The 18,585-nt window shown below is 40.7% G+C and carries 20 protein-coding genes; 18 read left to right on the top strand and 2 right to left on the bottom strand.

The annotated features are described in order from the left end of the window. The first annotated feature begins 20 nt into the window (after nt 1–20). From mutL to rplI, 15 genes are all read left to right on the top strand, one after another. Nucleotides 21–2,033 carry a DNA mismatch repair endonuclease MutL gene (mutL, locus tag CUB63_RS09830; protein ID WP_006535763.1) on the top strand — a complete coding sequence of 671 codons (2,013 nt, stop codon included), beginning with the start codon at nt 21–23 and terminating at the stop codon, nt 2,031–2,033. Continuing rightward, nucleotides 2,002–2,943, top strand: coding sequence for a tRNA (adenosine(37)-N6)-dimethylallyltransferase MiaA (gene miaA / locus CUB63_RS09825; protein ID WP_072064581.1), 942 nt, complete (start codon nt 2,002–2,004; stop codon nt 2,941–2,943). Before mutL ends, miaA begins: the two co-directional genes overlap by 32 nt. 109 nt (nt 2,944–3,052) lie before the next feature. Further along, nucleotides 3,053–3,340: an RNA chaperone Hfq gene (gene hfq, locus CUB63_RS09820; RefSeq protein WP_006535760.1), complete on the top strand. Its 288-nt coding sequence runs from the start codon at nt 3,053–3,055 to the stop codon at nt 3,338–3,340. A gap of 94 nt (nt 3,341–3,434) precedes the next feature. Then, complete coding sequence (hflX, locus tag CUB63_RS09815; protein WP_072064580.1) at nt 3,435–4,718, top strand: ribosome rescue GTPase HflX; 1,284 nt, start codon at nt 3,435–3,437, stop codon at nt 4,716–4,718. 92 nt (nt 4,719–4,810) lie between these two features. Beyond that, complete coding sequence (gene hflK, locus CUB63_RS09810) at nt 4,811–6,088, top strand: FtsH protease activity modulator HflK (RefSeq protein ID WP_072064579.1); 1,278 nt, start codon at nt 4,811–4,813, stop codon at nt 6,086–6,088. Nucleotides 6,089–6,090: 2 nt separating this feature from the next. Next, complete coding sequence (gene hflC, locus CUB63_RS09805) at nt 6,091–7,095, top strand: protease modulator HflC (RefSeq protein ID WP_006535753.1); 1,005 nt, start codon at nt 6,091–6,093, stop codon at nt 7,093–7,095. A gap of 185 nt (nt 7,096–7,280) precedes the next feature. Next, complete coding sequence (locus tag CUB63_RS17575; RefSeq protein WP_164525857.1) at nt 7,281–7,451, top strand: hypothetical protein; 171 nt, start codon at nt 7,281–7,283, stop codon at nt 7,449–7,451. Between the two features lie 102 nt (nt 7,452–7,553). Beyond that, nucleotides 7,554–8,852 carry an adenylosuccinate synthase gene (locus CUB63_RS09800; protein ID WP_006535751.1) on the top strand — a complete coding sequence of 433 codons (1,299 nt, stop codon included), beginning with the start codon at nt 7,554–7,556 and terminating at the stop codon, nt 8,850–8,852. A gap of 427 nt (nt 8,853–9,279) precedes the next feature. Then, nucleotides 9,280–9,708 carry a nitric oxide-sensing transcriptional repressor NsrR gene (nsrR, locus tag CUB63_RS09795; protein WP_036914714.1) on the top strand — a complete coding sequence of 143 codons (429 nt, stop codon included), beginning with the start codon at nt 9,280–9,282 and terminating at the stop codon, nt 9,706–9,708. Between the two features lie 39 nt (nt 9,709–9,747). After that, nucleotides 9,748–12,237, top strand: a complete 2,490-nt coding sequence (gene rnr / locus CUB63_RS09790) for a ribonuclease R (protein ID WP_109847960.1) — start codon at nt 9,748–9,750, stop codon at nt 12,235–12,237. A gap of 89 nt (nt 12,238–12,326) precedes the next feature. Beyond that, entirely contained in the window at nt 12,327–13,070 is a 744-nt protein-coding gene (rlmB, locus tag CUB63_RS09785) for a 23S rRNA (guanosine(2251)-2'-O)-methyltransferase RlmB (RefSeq protein ID WP_006535748.1), read from the top strand. Nucleotides 13,071–13,232: 162 nt separating this feature from the next. Further along, nucleotides 13,233–13,631, top strand: coding sequence for a 30S ribosomal protein S6 (gene rpsF, locus CUB63_RS09780; RefSeq protein WP_006535747.1), 399 nt, complete (start codon nt 13,233–13,235; stop codon nt 13,629–13,631). An 8-nt stretch (nt 13,632–13,639) separates the two neighbouring features. After that, complete coding sequence (gene priB, locus CUB63_RS09775; protein ID WP_006535746.1) at nt 13,640–13,960, top strand: primosomal replication protein N; 321 nt, start codon at nt 13,640–13,642, stop codon at nt 13,958–13,960. A 4-nt stretch (nt 13,961–13,964) separates the two neighbouring features. Continuing rightward, nucleotides 13,965–14,192, top strand: a complete 228-nt coding sequence (rpsR, locus tag CUB63_RS09770; RefSeq protein ID WP_000135199.1) for a 30S ribosomal protein S18 — start codon at nt 13,965–13,967, stop codon at nt 14,190–14,192. Nucleotides 14,193–14,232: 40 nt separating this feature from the next. Continuing rightward, on the top strand, nt 14,233–14,682 hold the full coding sequence (gene rplI, locus CUB63_RS09765; RefSeq protein ID WP_023583606.1) for a 50S ribosomal protein L9: 450 nt from the start codon (nt 14,233–14,235) through the stop codon (nt 14,680–14,682). Nucleotides 14,683–14,764: 82 nt separating this feature from the next. Here the strand turns inward: rplI and CUB63_RS09760 are convergent, their stop codons facing one another. Together CUB63_RS09760 and CUB63_RS09755 are read right to left on the bottom strand one after the other, a co-directional pair. Next, nucleotides 14,765–15,427, bottom strand: a complete 663-nt coding sequence (locus tag CUB63_RS09760) for a LysM-like peptidoglycan-binding domain-containing protein (RefSeq protein ID WP_006535743.1) — start codon at nt 15,425–15,427, stop codon at nt 14,765–14,767. A 53-nt stretch (nt 15,428–15,480) separates the two neighbouring features. After that, entirely contained in the window at nt 15,481–17,175 is a 1,695-nt protein-coding gene (locus tag CUB63_RS09755) for a hypothetical protein (RefSeq protein WP_109847959.1), read from the bottom strand. Nucleotides 17,176–17,410: 235 nt separating this feature from the next. Between CUB63_RS09755 and CUB63_RS09750 the strand changes: the two genes are divergently transcribed. Genes CUB63_RS09750 through zinT form a run of 3 tightly spaced genes read left to right on the top strand, consistent with a single transcriptional unit; the run spans nt 17,411 to nt 18,447 of the window. After that, the gene (locus CUB63_RS09750; protein ID WP_072064574.1) at nt 17,411–17,659 is read left to right on the top strand and encodes a type B 50S ribosomal protein L31; all 249 of its coding nucleotides are present in this window, start codon (nt 17,411–17,413) and stop codon (nt 17,657–17,659) included. 10 nt (nt 17,660–17,669) lie between these two features. After that, nucleotides 17,670–17,795 carry a type B 50S ribosomal protein L36 gene (gene ykgO, locus CUB63_RS09745; protein WP_006535739.1) on the top strand — a complete coding sequence of 42 codons (126 nt, stop codon included), beginning with the start codon at nt 17,670–17,672 and terminating at the stop codon, nt 17,793–17,795. A gap of 4 nt (nt 17,796–17,799) precedes the next feature. Next, nucleotides 17,800–18,447, top strand: a complete 648-nt coding sequence (gene zinT / locus CUB63_RS09740) for a metal-binding protein ZinT (protein ID WP_072064573.1) — start codon at nt 17,800–17,802, stop codon at nt 18,445–18,447. The last annotated feature ends 138 nt before the right edge of the window (nt 18,448–18,585 follow it).

Below are 18,585 nucleotides of genomic sequence, written 5' to 3'. Positions count from 1 at the left end.
AGTAGAATGGAATAAAGGTAATGGCGATAAATTTATTACCTCCTCAGCTTGCAAACCAAATTGCCGCAGGGGAAGTTGTTGAAAGACCAGCCTCTGTTGTTAAAGAGCTGCTGGAAAATAGTTTAGACGCAGGCGCGACCTCGATTGATATTGATATCGATAAAGGTGGCGCTAAGCTAATTCGTATTCGTGATAATGGATGCGGTATCAATCGTGATGATTTGAAGTTAGCACTTGCTCGCCATGCAACTAGCAAAATATCAACTCTTGACGATCTTGAAGCCATAATGAGTATGGGGTTTCGTGGAGAAGCATTAGCGAGCATTAGTTCTGTTTCCCGTTTGATCCTGACATCGCGTACTCAAGATCAAGAAGAAGCATGGCAAGCTTACGCAGAAGGCAGAGATATGGCAGTCACCATTAAACCTGCCGCTCATCCTGTGGGAAGTACGGTTGAAGTTCTTGATCTGTTTTATAACACGCCAGCAAGACGTAAATTTTTACGGACTGAAAAAACAGAATTTGCACATATTGATGAAGTGATTCGTAGAATTGCGTTATCGCGTTTTGATGTCACTATCAATCTTACTCATAACGGCAAACGTGTTCGGCAATACCGTGCAGTAAAAGATGAAAGTCAGCAAAATCGCCGTTTGAGTGCGATTTGTGGTAATAATTTTGTCAATCAATCAATGCAGTTATCGTGGGAACATGGTGATTTAGCAATAAAAGGTTGGGTAGAACATCCTTTATCACCAGTGCAAAGTAGTGAAATTCAGTATTGCTATGTGAATGGACGAATGATGCGTGATAGATTAATTAATCATGCTATTCGCCAAGCTTACGAAGGTTATTTGCAAGGAGAACAGCAACCTTCTTACATTTTGTATTTAAGTGTTGATCCTCACCAAGTCGATGTTAATGTCCATCCCGCTAAACATGAAGTTCGCTTTCATGAATCTCGCTTGGTTCATGATTTTATCTATCAAGGTGTGTTGAGTGTTTTACGACAAGCAACCCAAGAACCTTTATCATTAGCTTCAGATGATGAAGAAGAACACGAAACAGCGTTAAACTTCCCTGAAAATCGTCAAGTTGCAGGTGAAAACGTATTTTCTCAGCCTTATCAAGCACCAATAGCTCAAACTCCGTCAAATCGATCATCATCACACCAATACAGTGAACGAGAGCACAACAGTAACTCACATCAAAAGCAAGCCTCTCAATTTGGAGGTCGCCATCAGTTTGGTGAAAGTTATCAGCGGACACAAGGTGCGCTTTATCAAAAAATGATGCAAGAAAGTGTATCAACATCAAAAGATAAAGAAAAAATACCCCTATTTCCTGAGCGTGCCCCATTGAATTTAGGTGAAATCGTTCATACAACTAATAATATCGAAGAAGATACTATTTCGGTGATGCCTCGTTCCGTCAATGCGAAAGATGGACAAACTGATTATACTTTTGGGCGAGTATTGGCAATTTATCAGCACAAATATGCGTTAATAGAATCTTCACAAGGTCTTGGGCTATTATCATTGGAAGAAGCGGATTTTCTGTTAAAATGTGCGCAATTACTGCCTAAAGATGAAACATTGAAGCCACAACCTTTGCTAGTGCCTTTAAAGTTGGCGTTGAGTAAAGAGGAGATTAGTGTATTCAATCAGTTTCAGTCGCTAATCAGTCATTTCGGGATCGTTATCGAAATTTCTCACGGTAAAGCAACAATACATGCAGTGTCGTTACCTTTGCGTCAGCAAAATTTACCCGTGTTACTGACAGCATTATTCGCTTATTTGTCAGCAGAGCAATCTTGTACCGAGCAACAACTTGGACAGTGGTTTGCAAAACAATTAGGGGCAGAGCAGACGCAATGGTCGCAAGCTCAAGCAGTAGGACTATTGGCTGATATTGAAAGACTCTGTCCTCAATATGTCAGACAGCCAGCCAAAAACTTATTACAATTAATTGATTTACAACCGGTGGTAGTGGCATTAAATAATGAGCGAAGTGAACACGCAAATAAAACCTAAAGCAATTTTTCTAATGGGACCTACAGCGTCAGGTAAAACAGCATTAGCAATTGCACTGAGACAGAAACTGCCTGTAGATATTATTAGCGTGGATTCAGCTCTTATCTATCGTGGTATGGATATTGGTACAGCAAAGCCAGATGCGAATGAGCAATCGCTTGCTCCACATCGATTAATTGATATTCTAGACCCCGCATTTCCCTATTCTGCTGCAGATTTTCGACGAGATGCATTAAATGCAATGGAAGAAATTACTGCAGTTGGACGAATTCCACTATTAGTGGGTGGGACTATGCTATATTTTAAAGCGTTACTTGAAGGTCTATCGCCTTTACCTAGTGCCAATTCGGATGTTCGTGCTGAAATAGAAAAAAAAGCAGCAGAGCAAGGGTGGGAGGCAATACATAAAGAGTTAGCGTTAGTTGATCCTGTTGCAGCGCAACGGATCCATCCTAATGATCCTCAACGGCTTTCTCGTGCGTTAGAAGTTTACCTGATTTCAGGTAAGACAATGACGGAATTGACAAAAATATCAGGCGAGTCTTTGCCCTATGATGTTTATCAATTTGCGATTGCTCCGAAAGACAGAAATGTTCTTCACCAACGCATTGAAGCTCGTTTTAAACAGATGTTAACGTGTGGATTTGAAGATGAAGTAAAATCATTGTATGAACGGGGCGATTTGCATGAAGATCTACCTTCTGTACGTTGTGTCGGTTATCGCCAGATGTGGTCATATTTATCAGGCGAAATAGATTATGATGAGATGGTTTATCGAGGGATCTGCGCGACCCGGCAATTAGCGAAGCGACAAATCACCTGGTTAAGGGGTTGGAATAACATTCACTGGCTTGACAGTGAAGATCCAAAACAATCTCTTGACACTGTTTTGCAGGTAGTTAGTGCATAGATGGTAGGTTTGTGTAAAATTGATAGTTGCCAAAGCGCAATTTTTGAGTAGTTCATTTTTCGAACCAATTGGGTTCTAATATAAAACAACAAAATAAGGAAAACATAGAATGGCTAAGGGGCAATCTTTGCAAGATCCTTTCTTGAACGCATTACGTCGTGAAAGGGTTCCCGTTTCTATCTATTTGGTAAACGGCATTAAATTGCAGGGTCAGATCGAATCTTTTGACCAATTTGTTATTTTGCTGAAAAACACAGTCAGTCAGATGGTATATAAACATGCTATCTCTACCGTGGTACCTTCGCGTCCTGTTTCTCATCATAGCAATACAGGCACGAACCAAACTGGTACAGGCTACAATAGTGGTGCTGCTCAGCAGGATGATGTTGCAGAATAATAATCCAATATTATTCTTGATATAAGAAAAACATAGGTAGGGAGACTTTACCTATGTTTTTTCCTGTTTTTATAAAGTCCAAGAGGTTTCGCCTTTGTTTGATCGTTATGAAGGTGGCGAATTAGCCGTTTTAGTGCACGTCTTCTTTTCTCAAGAAAAGAACGTTGATGATTTGCAAGAATTTGAATCTTTGGTGACATCTGCGGGTGTTAAGCCAGTTCAGATTATTACAGGAAATCGTAAAGCACCTCATCCCAAATATTATGTGGGTGAAGGTAAGGCAGAAGAAATTGCCGAGGCTGTAAAAGCAAGTGGTGCAGATGTTGTTTTATTTAATCATGCACTGACACCTGCACAAGAGCGAAATCTGGAAAGACTTTGTGAATGCCGAGTGGTTGATCGCACGGGAGTTATCCTTGATATTTTTGCTCAAAGAGCAAGAACCCATGAAGGAAAACTACAGGTAGAACTCGCCCAGTTACGTCACTTGTCAACCCGTTTAGTCAGAGGGTGGACTCACCTTGAAAGACAAAAAGGGGGGATTGGGTTACGAGGACCAGGCGAAACTCAGCTAGAAACAGACCGCCGCTTACTCCGAGGTAAAATTAGTCAAATTCTAATGCGATTGGGTAGAGTTGAGCGTCAGCGTGAACAAGGACGACAAGCGCGGAGTAAAGCTGATATTCCAACATTATCCCTTGTTGGTTACACGAATGCGGGGAAATCGAGTTTATTTAATCATATCACCTGCTCTGATGTATATGCAGCAGATCAGTTGTTTGCAACATTAGATCCTACATTAAGACGTATTCAAGTTGAGGATGTGGGAACGGTTGTATTAGCCGATACTGTTGGATTTATTCGACACTTACCTCATGATCTTGTTGCTGCTTTTAAAGCCACTTTACAAGAAACACGAGAAGCAACCTTACTTCTTCATGTTATTGATGCAGCAGATAGTCGTTTTGAGGAAAATATTCATGCCGTTGAAAGTGTATTAGAAGAGATTGATGCTCAAGAGATACCAACACTGCATGTTATGAACAAAATTGATCTTCTTGAAGACTTCACTCCAAGAATTGATCGAAATGAAGAAAACTTACCCGTTAGGGTTTGGGTTTCGGCACAAACAGGCGAAGGTATTCCTCTGTTGTATCAGGCGTTGACAGAACGTCTTTCAGGTGAGATCGCACACTTTGAATTACGTTTACCGCCAGAAGATACAGGGCGCTTGCGTAGCCGCTTTTATCAATTACAGTCAATAGAACGTGAATGGATTGAAAAAGACGGTAAAGTTGGACTAATCATACGTATGCCTATGATAGACTGGCGCCGCCTTTGCAAGCAGGAACCCAATTTATTGGATTACGTGGTCTGATATTCGGCCATAAAAATGAACATTAACTGAGAGCTGGCGACGAAATCGGCTCTTAAGCCTGATAAATCTAATCATAATAATGGAGCTAGAACATGGCGTGGAATCAGCCCGGTAACAACGGACAAGACCGCGACCCGTGGGGTAACCGAAACAGCGGCAATAATAATGGCGATGGTAACGGTAACTCCAACGGCAATCAAGGAGGTCGGAATCGTGGAGCATCAGATCTCGATGATATGTTCCGTAAACTGAGTGAAAAACTTGGTGGTTTCGGTGGTAAAAAAGGTGGGAACTCCTCTTCTGGGCAAAATGGCGGGCCTCGTGGTAATGCTGGAAATCTTTTGATTTCTCTTGCATTAGGTGCGGTTGTCGTAGTTTGGGCTGCAAGTGGTTTTTATACCATCAAAGAGGCAGAGCAAGGCGTAGTGACTCGTTTTGGTAAATTTTACCAAATCGTTGAACCCGGTCTGAACTGGAAACCGACTTTTATTGATGAAGTTCAGCCTGTTAACGTAAAAACTATCCGTGATTTAACTACGGGTGGCATGATGTTAACGTCAGATGAAAACATGGTTCAAGTTGAGATAAACGTGCAGTATGTTGTCTCTGATCCAGAAACATTCCTGTTTAACCTGACAACACCAATTAACAGCTTAGGTCAGGCAACTGACAGTGCTGTACGTGGTGTTATTGGTCGTTCAGAAATGGAAAAAATTCTGACTTCAAACCGTTCAGAAATTCGTGACCAAACACGTCAAGAATTAGAAGAGACTATCCGCCCTTATAACATGGGTATCTCGATTGTGGACGTCAACTTCCAAGTTGCGCGCCCACCAGAAGCGGTAAAAGCAGCATTTGATGACGTAATTGCGGCTCGTGAAGAAGAACAAAAAACAATTCGTCAAGCTGAAGCTTATAAAAACGAAGTGTTACCGTTAGCAAAAGGTAACGCACAACGTATGATTGAAGAAGCGACGGCTTATAAAACCAGTGTGGTGATGAAAGCAGAAGGTGAGGTAGCAAGTTTTGCTAAAATCTTACCTGAATATCGTGCTGCTCCTGAAATTACTCGCGAGCGTCTTTACATTGAAACGATGGAAAAAGTGCTATCCAAAACACGTAAAGTCATCGCTAATGATAAAGGCAACAGCATGTTAGTGCTACCTTTAGAGCAAATGCTACGTCAGCCATCTCATACGGGTGTATCAAAAACCCCTGAGGCGCCGGCTCGTATCAACACACCCGCTCCAACTGTAAATCCAACACCGACACAAAAACCAGCAACAACGACTTATGGTAATGGTGGATATGGTAGTAGTAATAATGGCGGTTATGGTCAGCCTTACGGCAATAATCAAGGAGGACAATAATCATGCGTAAAGTTATCGCTGTTGTTGCAGTTATTATTTTAGCGTTGTTGTACTCTTCTGTATTTGTCGTTCAACAGTATGAGCGTGGCATTATTTTACGCTTTGCGAAAGTGGTACGTGATGCTGAAAATAAACCGGTTGTTTATGAGCCAGGTCTTCATTTTAAAATTCCATTTATTGAGAATGTGAAAAAACTGGATGCGCGTATTCAAACTATGAATATCCAGCAAGACCGCTTCTTATCCGGTGAGAATAAAGACTTATTAGTTGACTCTTATCTGAAATGGCGTATCAGTGACTTCAGTACTTACTATCTGGCAACAGGTGGTGGTAATACAACGCAAGCTGAAACTTTGCTGCGTCGCAAATTTAGTGACCGTTTACGTTCAGAAATTGGTCGTATGAGCGTAAACCAAATTATTACAGATTCTCGTGGTCGTTTAACCATTGATGTTCGTAATGCACTGAATGAAGGTACACCTTCTCGTGATACAAGTGCTGCTGATGATGCTATTGCTATTGCAGCGAAGAAGGTAGCTGAAGAAACTAAAGGTCAAGCTCCCGCTATCAATATGAACAGTATGGCGGCATTAGGTATTGAAGTGATTGACGTTCGTATCAAGCAAATCAACTTACCTATGGAAGTTTCTGAGGCGATTTATCAGCGTATGCGTGCAGAACGTGAAGCTGTTGCTCGTCGTCACCGTTCACAAGGTCAAGAGCAAGCTGTGAAAATTCGTGCTGCTGCGGATAAAACCGTAACAGAGACACTTGCTGAGTCTGAGCGTGAATCTTTACGTCTTCGCGGTGAAGGTGATGCCCAAGCAACTAAACTGTTTGCTGATGCATTCAGCCAAGATCCAGACTTCTATGCCTTTATTCGTAGCTTACGTGCTTATGAGAAAAGCTTTAACCAAGATGGCAATGACGTCATGGTATTAAGCCCAGATAGCGATTTCTTACGCTATATGAAAGCACCAACAAAAGCGCGAGCGATTGAAGAGTAATTTCCAAACGTATTAAACCGTTTGAGTAAATTATAAAATCCTCCATCTTTAAAAAGTGGGGGATTTTTTTTGGATATTAATAAGTTAATGCTAATAATCAAGCTAAGAAATAAATAATTGTGCATAAAAAGATGAAAATTTATGCTTAATGGTTTCCAAAATGGTTTTAGCTGGGATAGTATAAAGTGAAAATTGCATTTCAAGATAAACCTTCGGCAATTCCGAAGCGTCTTCTTCGCCATTTTCACTTTTATGTCACTCTGCTTCCTATTTTTGCGATCAAAACTGTTGATGAAAGTCACAATATGTTTGTGGTGCGGATTTTTCGGGCAAAAATATTGACAATGGCAAGATAATCTATTGCTTAAAAGCGGGGATGACATAATTAGATAAAATCTACTGTAACTCTTGATTTGAGATGGTAGAATCCTTTTTTAAGCAACCGAGTGTATTTTGAAATGAGTAATAACGTTGTCGTATTGGGCACCCAGTGGGGTGACGAAGGCAAAGGCAAGATAGTCGATTTGCTGACAGAACGCGCTAAGTATGTTGTTCGCTACCAAGGTGGCCATAACGCAGGCCACACTCTAGTCATCGACGGTGAAAAAACCGTTCTTCATTTGATCCCATCAGGCATTCTCCGTGAAAATGTTGTTAGCATCATAGCAAACGGTGTCGTGTTATCACCGGAAGCGCTGATGAAGGAAATGACCCAACTTGAAGATCGTGGCATTCCTGTTCGCTCTCGTTTACTTCTGTCTGAAGCTTGCCCATTAATCCTTCCTTATCATATCGCATTAGATAATGCGCGTGAGAAAGCGCGTGGCGAGAAAGCTATCGGTACAACAGGCCGTGGTATCGGTCCAGCTTACGAAGATAAAGTTGCTCGTCGCGGTTTACGTGTTGGCGATCTGTTTGATAAAAAAGCGTTTGCACAAAAACTCAAAGAAATCATCGAATACCATAACTTCCAACTGGTTAACTACTACAAAGTTGAACCTGTTGATTACCAAAAAACCTTAGACGATATCATGGCAATCGCTGATATTCTGACAGGTATGGTTGTTGATGTTTCTGACTTACTGTACAAAGCAACACAAAACGGTGAGTTAGTGATGTTTGAAGGTGCACAAGGTACTTTATTAGACATCGACCACGGTACTTATCCGTATGTAACCTCTTCAAACACAACCGCAGGTGGTGTAGCAACAGGTTCAGGTTTAGGCCCTCGTTATGTTGGTTACGTATTAGGGATCATCAAAGCTTACTCTACTCGTGTAGGTGCAGGTCCATTCCCAACTGAATTGTTTGATGAAGTGGGTGACTTCTTACGTGAGAAAGGCCAAGAGTTTGGTGCAACCACGGGTCGTAGCCGTCGTACTGGTTGGTTAGATATCGTCGCTATTCGTCGCGCTGTTCAAATCAACTCACTGTCTGGTTTTTGCATGACGAAACTGGATGTGTTAGATGGTTTGAAAGAAGTGAAACTGTGTGTGGGTTATCGCTTACCAAACGGTGAAGTCATTGATACAACACCTTTAGCTGCTGATGAATGGGAAGGTATCGAGCCTATCTATGAATCAATGCCAGGTTGGAATGAAAGTACTTTTGGTGTGAAAGATCACGCTCAACTGCCACAAGCGGCGCTGAACTACATCAAACGTGTAGAAGAGTTAACAGGTGTTCCTGTTGATATCGTTTCTACTGGTCCAGACCGTTCAGAAACCATCATTCTCCGTCATCCATTTGATGCATAATCTGCATTAAATTCGTTTGATGTGAAAATCGTCCCTGAAAATGACAGGGGCGATTTTTTCGTATCTGTTTGTTGGTTAAATTGAGATAAAAATACGCGTTACACATATAAGATAAGACAGCTTTACACTCGGTTTTGCTTCTGTTTTATCCGTAATGCGTAAAAACAATAAGACAATGTTATTGTTGTAATGCCAGAAATAGAAAAGCGATCTGTTGAAAATCGACAGTATCGCTTTTTCTTTGCCTATGATGTCGCTATTATTTTGTTAGTAGTCAAGTGAGAGATGGAAATAACTCACTTTTGAGCATATCTTTGCTAAATGTCCAAAAATTAAACATAATATTGCTTAATAAAATGATATTCTCATTACTAATTACTTATCCCTTAACGACTTTAATAGGGAAAACCACTTTTCAGAGGTCATTGTGCAATTAACCAGTTTTACAGATTATGGATTGCGGGCATTGATATATATGGCTTCATTGCCAGAAGGCAAAATGACGAGTATCACGGAAGTGACACAAGTCTATGGTGTCTCGCGTAACCATATGGTGAAAATTATTAATCAACTTAGCCACTTAGGTTTTGTTGAGGCTATTCGTGGTAAAAATGGTGGGATCCGTTTAGGTAAGCCTGCAACAGACATCATTGTGGGTGAGGTTGTTCGTGCTTTAGAGCCACTTTCATTAGTAAACTGTAGTGCTGAGTTTTGCCACATTACCCCTGCGTGTCGACTAAAACTGGTCTTGAATCAGGCAATTGAGCAGTTTTTGAAAGAGTTAGACCGTCACACACTCGCTGAGCTAGTTGAAAATAATAGCTCCTTATATAAATTGTTATTAGAAGATGTTTGAGTCTACTATTTCATCAAATCTGATAGCTTGGAGGTCATAATGTCAAAAGATCCTTTTCAGGATAGAGAAGCAGAAAAATACGCCTCTCCAATTGCTAGTCGCGAATATATTTTAGAAGAAATGAAAAAACGCACGGCACCCATGAGCCGTGAAGATTTAGCACAGGCGTTAAAAATTTCAGGTGAAGAAGACTTAGAAGCATTACGTCGTCGTTTAAGAGCGATGGAGCGTGATGGTCAATTAGTTTTTACCCGTCGCCAGTGCTACGCGTTACCTGAACGCCTTGATTTATGGAAAGGAAAGGTAATTGGTCACCGTGATGGTTATGGTTTTTTACGTGCAGAAGGTCAAAAAGATGATCTTTACCTTTCACAAGATGAAATGAAAAAAACCATGCATGGCGATGTTATCCTTGCTCAACCTTTAGGTATGGATAGAAAAGGGCGCCGTGAAGGTCGTGTTGTTCGAGTGATTGAACCACGAAATAATCAAATTGTAGGTCGCTATTTTATTGAGTCAGGTATGGGATTTGTTGTACCTGATGATAGCCGTTTAAGCTTTGATATTCTTATTCCTAAAGAAGATATCATGGGTGCACGTATGGGTAATGTGGTGGTGGTTGAAGTCACTACAAGACCAACGCGACGAACTCAAGCCATAGGTCGTATTGTCGAAATTTTAGGTGAGACGATGGGAACGGGTATTGCCGTCGAGATCGCATTACGTACCCATGAAATTCCTTACACTTGGCCTGCAAAAGTCACAAAAGAAGTCGCTGATTTAAAAGAGGAAGTGCCTGAATCTGCCAAAGAAGGCCGTGTTGATTTACGTGGTTTGCCTTTAATCACAATTGATGGTGAAGATGCACGAGATTTCGATGACGCTGTTTATTGTCAACGTAAAAAGGGTGGCGGCTGGCGTTTATGGGTTGCAATTGCTGATGTTAGCTACTATGTGCGTCCACAGACGGCATTAGATGCAGAAGCGCGTAGTCGAGGAAACTCTGTTTATTTCCCTTCTCAAGTCGTACCGATGTTGCCAGAAGTTCTGTCTAATGGATTATGTTCATTAAACCCACAAGTTGACCGTTTGTGTATGGTCTGCGAGATGACGGTTTCTGAGCAAGGGCGCCTTTCTTCTTATAGATTTTATGAAGCAGTGATGAGTTCTCATGCTCGAATGACCTACACCAAAGTGTGGAAAATTATTCAAGGTGATGAAGAACTACGTGCGCACTATAAGCCTATCGTTAAAGATATTGAACATCTATATGAGTTATACCAAGCGCTTGATAAAGCGCGTGAGCAACGTGGTGCGATAGGGTTTGAATCTGAAGAAGCGAAATTTATCTTCAATGCAGAGCGTCGTATTGAACGTATCGAGCCTGTTGTTCGTAACGATGCACACAAATTAATTGAAGAGTGCATGATCTTAGCGAATATCGCTGCAGCTCGCTTTGTTGAGAAAAATGAAGAACCTGCACTTTATCGTATTCATGATAAACCGAAAGAAGAAAGCGTACTGAATTTACGTTCAGTCTTTAATGAATTAGGTTTAACGTTGCCAGGGGGCTTAACGCCAGAGCCAGCAGATTATGCGCGAGTCATGAAAGAGGTTGAAGACAGACCTGATCGTGAAATGCTACAAACCATGATTTTGCGCTCAATGAAGCAGGCGATTTACGATCCTGAAAACCGTGGGCACTTTGGTTTAGCATTAAAATCTTATGCGCACTTTACCTCACCAATTCGTCGTTATCCTGACCTAGCTTTGCACCGTGCAATTAAATATCAAATTGCCAAACAAGAAGGCCATGGCTCACAGCGTTGGACCCCAACAGGTGGCTACCATAGTGATATGGACACCATGTTGCAATTAGGCGAGCACTGTTCTTTAACTGAACGCCGTGCTGATGAAGCAACAAGAGATGTGGCTGATTGGCTGAAATGTGACTTTATGCTGGATCAAATTGGTCAACAATTTACCGGTATAATCACCAGCGTAACGGGCTTTGGTTTCTTTGTTCGTTTAAATGATCTGTTTATTGATGGTTTGGTACATGTTTCTACATTAAATAATGATTACTATCAATATGATAATGTGGGGCAGCGTTTAATTGGTGAGTCCTCAGGACAAGTCTATCGCCTTGGTGATGAAGTTGAAGTTAAAGTTGAAGCAGTCAGTATGGATGAACGTACTATCGATTTCTCCTTAATTTCAACAACACGTACCGCGCGTAACCCGGGTAAAACAGCACGCGTTCGCGGGTTAAAGGGTGAAAAAGACAAGAGAAACGCAAGTTCTAGTAAGTCTCGACGTCGTGATGCAAGTAAAGATAAAAACTTTGAGCCAGATAGCGCCTTTAAAAAAGGAAAATCAGCTAAAAGTAATGCAAACAAAGACAGCGCTGTAAAAGACCAAGTTGCTAAAGATAAAGCAAGCAGTAAACGCAAGAAAGCATCATCACAAACCAAAAAGATAGAAGCAAAGCTTAAAGCTAAGCGCGCTGCCAAACGCGATAAAGCATAAGATTTGTTCTTCTAGTTCTTTTTTAAAAGGCGGAGACTCCGCCTTTTATCTGTTTTGTGCCTTTTATTTTTTAATGAGTAAGTACCGCTATGAGCGAAGAAATTATTTATGGTATTCACGCAGTAAAAGCATTGCTTGAGCGTGATCCTGCACGTTTTAAAGAAGTTTATGTATTAAAAGGGCGTGAAGACCGCCGTTTAACTCCCGTTATTCATGAATTAGAAGCCCAGGGGATTTTAGTTCAAGTGGCTAATCGTCAGTGGTTAGATAGCCAAACAGAGGGTGCTGTTCACCAAGGTATTATTGCAAAAGTGAAACCAGGTCGTCAGTATCAAGAACAAGATTTACCTGACTTATTAGCTAAAGTCGGTACACCTTTCTTATTAGTGCTAGACGGTGTTACTGATCCCCATAATTTAGGGGCTTGTTTGCGTAGCGCAGATGCTGCGGGTGTACACGCTGTTATCGTACCTAAAGATCGTTCTGCACAATTAAATGCAACAGCGAAAAAAGTGGCTTGTGGTGCAGCAGAAAGCGTTCCTTTAATTAAAGTGACTAACCTTGCTCGTACATTACGTTTCCTGCAAGAAGAGAATGTTTGGATTGTCGGCACAGCAGGCGAAGCAGATCATACTTTATATCAAAGCAAACTTACTGGCCCAATGGCATTAGTGATGGGTGCTGAAGGTGAAGGTATGCGTCGTTTAACACGTGAGCATTGTGATGAACTGATCAGTATTCCAATGGCGGGTACGGTGTCTTCGCTCAACGTTTCTGTCGCAACTGGTGTTTGTTTATTTGAAGCGATGCGCCAGCGTATTATTGTGAAATAATCGTTTAGTTTATTTTATTCTCTATACTCCCTTGAGTTTTATTGACCGCGGGGGTATAGTTACGCGTCAATTTTTTCAGTCACAACTAAACAAGTTCCTTGCCTCCATGGGTGGTGACTGACCCTGACAGGAGGCTGATAAATCCGTAAGGAGCAATATCAAATGCGTCATTACGAAATCGTTTTTATGGTTCATCCTGACCAGAGCGAACAAGTTCCGGGCATGATCGAGCGTTATAAAACCGCTATCACTAATGCAAATGGTCAGATCCACCGTCTAGAAGACTGGGGTCGTCGTCAATTAGCTTATCCAATCAACAAACTGCACAAAGCACACTACGTTCTGATGAACGTTGAAGCTCCGCAGGAAGTGATTGATGAACTGGAAACTACTTTCCGTTTCAACGATGCCGTTCTCCGCAACATGATTATGCGTACTAAACACGCAGTAACTGAAGCTTCTCCAATGGTTAAAGCAAAAGACGAACGCCGTCGTGATATCGCTGATGACCTAGATGGTGAAGAAGAAGTTGATGATGTAGCAGAGGATTCTGAAGAGTAATTAGTGCTGTGACGGCTAATAATCATTTGGTGCTAACTGGCACAGTGTGCAAAGCATTAATACGAAAAGTTAGCCCCGCTGGGATCCCGCACTGTCAATTTGTTATTGAACATCGTTCAATACAAGAAGAGGCGGGATTAAAAAGACAATCATGGTGCCGAATGCCCATTATTGCTAGCGGGAAAGCGTTACAAGCAGTTACTCACAGTATAACGGTCGGCAGCCAAATCACCGTTTCAGGATTCATTAGTAGCCATCAGGCGCGAAATGGATTATTTAAATTGGTGCTTCATGCCGAGCAGATTGAATTGATAGATTCTGGAGACTAGCCATATGGCACGTTATTTCCGTCGTCGTAAGTTCTGCCGTTTCACAGCAGAAGGCGTACAAGAGATCGATTATAAAGATATCGCTACGCTGAAAAACTATATCACTGAAAGTGGTAAAATTGTACCAAGTCGTATCACCGGTACTCGTGCAAAATACCAGCGTCAGCTGGCTCGTGCTATCAAGCGCGCACGCTACCTGTCTTTATTACCTTATACTGATCGTCATCAGTAATAGGTATATAGTCCATTAATGACTTGTAGAGGATAAGGTAATGCAAATTATTCTGCTTGATAAAGTAGCGAATCTAGGTAGCCTGGGTGATCAGGTTAACGTAAAATCGGGCTATGCTCGTAACTATTTAATCCCACAGGGTAAAGCTGTTTCTGCGACTAAGAAAAACATCGAGTTTTTCGAAGCGCGTCGTGCTGAGTTAGAAGCTAAATTAGCTGAAACTTTAGCAGCAGCTGAAGCTCGTGCAGCGAAGATCAATGCACTGGGTTCTGTCACTATCAGCTCTAAAGCGGGTGACGAAGGTAAACTGTTTGGTTCAATCGGTACTCGTGACATCGCTGATGCAGTAACTGCAGCTGGCGTTGAAATGTGTAAGAGCGAAGTTCGCCTGCCAAATGGCGTTCTGCGTACTACTGGTGACCACGAAGTTCACTTCCAAGTTCACAGTGACGTATTCGCTGAACTGAATGTTATCATCGTTGCTGAATAATCTCTGATTAAACAGTTAATGTTGATAAAGAAAAACGCCAGCTTAGCTGGCGTTTTTTTTGGGGAGAATAAATGCTCTTCTACTATGGTGTACGGTAATAACTTCCATCACTTAAACGAGTGTAAGTGATAACAGTACCGGCGCTATTTGTCACTTCTAGCATGCTAACATCACCTTGCGGATTGCGCTGTAAACGAATAGTTTGCCCTGAGCGCAATTGGCTTAATGATTTTTGTTGGTCTTCTGATTTCGCCATAGAAAATGCATCATTGACAGGAAGTTGATTGTCTCTAAAAAGTTGCGCTAAGGTTTGTCCTTCTTTGATAGTGTAGGTTTGCCATGTTTTTTGCGCTGGTGTTGATTGAGTGTCTTGTGGTGGCGTCGTTTGAGCAACCGTTCCCTCGGGATCATTTTCCGTTGGGTTATCTATTGATGGAGAAACCTCTGGATCGGCATTTAAGCTATCTTGTGCTTGAGGGATCGGTGCTTGATACACCGGATCATTGGTAGGCGCTATTGGTACAGGAAGATCATGCGTCGATGATGACGGTTGAGGCGGCTCACCATTATTCTCACTTGTTGGCCAAAAAAACACGACCAATAAAGCAATAGCAATAACGAGTATTGCTCGACGATGTAAGCCAGGGAATTTGCCCATATTCACCTCATTATTGATCTGTGAATCAGTATTATGAATTGCTGTAACATCTTTTTTATTCCTTGTAGCCATACTAGCACGAACCATGATCCTAACCTGCTCCCTGAATTCTTTTCAGAATTATCTATTCGCTCTAACCATTAATATTCTTCATTTCCTTGATGGTTAACTAAAAATAGCTTCATACGTTGATAAGCATTTTTATCGGTTTCTATGGTTAAGGCTTGTGTTAATTCACCATAAAGATCATGAGGTAATAATGTGTCAGACCATGTTGAAAGAACATTCAGTGCCATATTTCTATCACGCAATATTGGGCTATGTAACTGCCGTTTGATGAGTGACCAGCCGATACCGGGAAAACCACCAAGATCTTGCATAATATATTCAACGGCATGATGAGACTGATATTCAGAGTAGATAGTTATTAATGGATCATCTGTGCTATCTAATGCTGTTAATGCAATTTGTTGTTCTGCAAGTTTGACTACTCTTTCTATTTTATGAGAAGCATCTGTTTGCATTAACTGATGCCACCAATCAGCATTGGGATTATCTTTTTGCAGTGAAAAAAGCAATTCCCAAATATCAAGACGAAGAGATTTTGCTACCAAACTTGCTTGGTAATTTTTTGAGCGGGAGGGATGTTGTAATGCTTCAATAATGAGTGTTGACCACTCTGGTTTTTGAATAATATTTTGTGAAACAGACATAATTTGCTGTTGGACGTGGTCATCCCATCCTAATGTTTCGAGTAATAACCAATCTTCACCACTATTCTGTACAAAATCAGCGATTTCACAAACACAATGAAGCAATTTTAGCTCTTTCGGTGGCAGTGCATCGACTTGTGAAATAAACGCTTTGCAAACGTGGACACCCTCAATGTAATCATAAATATCTTTTGCTGGGCCACCATTAATTAATGCACGCAATAAATCACTACAACCTAGTAGCAGTGTGTTATCCAAAGGATGCGTATGAAGCATCTCTAATAGTTTGCCTTTCGTTACACAGTCATAGGCGACATATTCTGTCATTACATTATTTTTATAGCCTTCAGTGAGTAACCAATAACGGTTATTTACCGAAAGTGCTGTTGGCAGATATTCAATAAATTGAATACGTCCCCAGCCTTTGGTTCGCTGACCAAGGGAATATAAAAAAGGCTCAAACTCTTCGCAAGAAAGACGCTGTTTTAGTGAGCGGATAGCATAAAGTGTAAATTCAGGATGAAGAGCAAACAATAAAAGCAAATGTTGAGAAGTATTATCATGAAATGATCTTAACAATCCTAAAGCGATTTTAACGGGATTTTTATCAGGGCTCAGTTTTAAGATCCATAAGATCAACTGAAAATAGATCTCATTTTTAACCAGTACTTCATCTTGTTCTATTTGGTCGATCAATTGGGATAGATAAGTTATCGGGGCGAGTTTATCCTGACAGGCTATTGCATAAAAAGAAGTGATATGATCTTTATCGGGTAAAAGCACAACATGTTTGATTGCGTTATAGAGTGAGAGGACAAATTCCTCACATGATTGTTGTGAAGGTTGCTGTTCGATCGCGCGACCTATCCGTTGATGCAGAATAATGCCTTCGCGAGCACCTGCTGACCAACTGAAAGGAATAGATTCATTATTTGATTTTTCTTTTAAGTGACTTTCTGACAATAGATTTAATTCATCAGGTAAAGGCACATCGCCTATTTCATAAGGAGTTAATAGTGAAAAAAGCGAAGGGGTAGAAGTAGGAAAAACATTAGGAAAGTCTATATGACGATCAATAGACAGAAGTGACTTACTGAAAAGCTTATCGCGCCAATGAGTCATAATAAATCCTATTTGTTTTTCCATCTTAGTATAACTTTAGCGGAAAATAGGAAAACTGGATAAAAAAAGCCAAAAAATCCATTTATATCACTTAAAAAATCCCTCTCAAAAGCATACTTTCTTTCTTGAAATAGAAAAACAAATCAAAAAAAACTGGTCAATAAAATAAAAAAGCGCTACATTAGCACAATTCTAATTTGTTACAGTATAACATAACAAACAAATGGGGTTTATTATGAAACTAGGTATTCACCCTCAATATCGAACAGTGATTTTTCATGACACTAGTGCAGATGCTTATTTTAAAGTGGGTTCAACCATCCAAACGGAAAAAACAATAGAGTATGAAGGGCAAATATACCCTTATGTGACATTAGATGTTTCCTCTCAATCACACCCATTTTATACCGGTAAACAAAAGACACATTCTCAAGAAGGTAATGTGGCACGTTTTAATAAACGTTTTGGTCAATTTATTAAGTAAGGAAGAGATAATGCAGGTATTAAGCTCATTAAAAAGTGCTAAACAACGTCATCCAGATTGTAAGGTTGTGCGTCGCCGTGGTCGTCTTTATGTGATTTGTAAGTCAAATCCACGTTTTAAAGCAGTTCAGGGGTAACATCATGCAAAGACCGATACTTTCTTGTGTTTTGATTATGGGACTATTGAGTAGTGCGATGTCTGTTTTGGCTCATGGGCATCATCATGAAAAAGTACAAACACAATCACAACGAGATGCTGCTAATGGTATTTTTGAGGATAAGGATGTGCTTGATCGCCAACTCAGTGATTGGGAAGGTGTATGGCAATCTGTAGAGCCTTATCTTCTCAGTGGCGAATTAGATGAGGTTTTACAGAAAAAAGCAGAAACCAAAAAGGATAAAACGGTTGAGGAGTACCGCGCTTACTATACACAAGGCTATAAAACGGATGTGGATATGATTGGTATTGAAAACAATATTATTGAGTTCCATCGTGGTGAGAACGTAGATAGCTGTGAATATCACTATGATGGTTATCGTATTCTACATTATGAGTCTGGTAAAAAAGGAGTACGTTATCTTTTTCGCTGTGATGATGCCAAAAGCCAAGCGCCCAAATTTATTCAATTTAGCGACCACATTATTGCACCAGAGAAAGCGGGGCACTTCCATTTATATATGGGCAATACATCGCAAGATGAATTACTTAAAGAGCTAAGTAACTGGCCAACATATTACCCTTATTCAATGAAAGCAGATGATATTGTTCACGAAATGCTTTATCACTGATAACTTATTGATAAGAATATTGGGCTGACATCTTATACCCTTGGTTATTATCGAGGGTATTTTTCTTTAAAAATAATGATAAAAAAGGAAAAAGCAGTAGCATCCATGCTGACTTACTTTTATAAATAGCGTTAAAGA

The organism is Proteus penneri, from assembly GCF_003144535.1.
Classification (GTDB): Bacteria; Pseudomonadota; Gammaproteobacteria; order Enterobacterales; family Enterobacteriaceae; genus Proteus; species Proteus penneri.
Note: the sequence above shows the minus strand (reverse complement) of the source record. Positions and strands in the feature narration are given on the sequence as shown.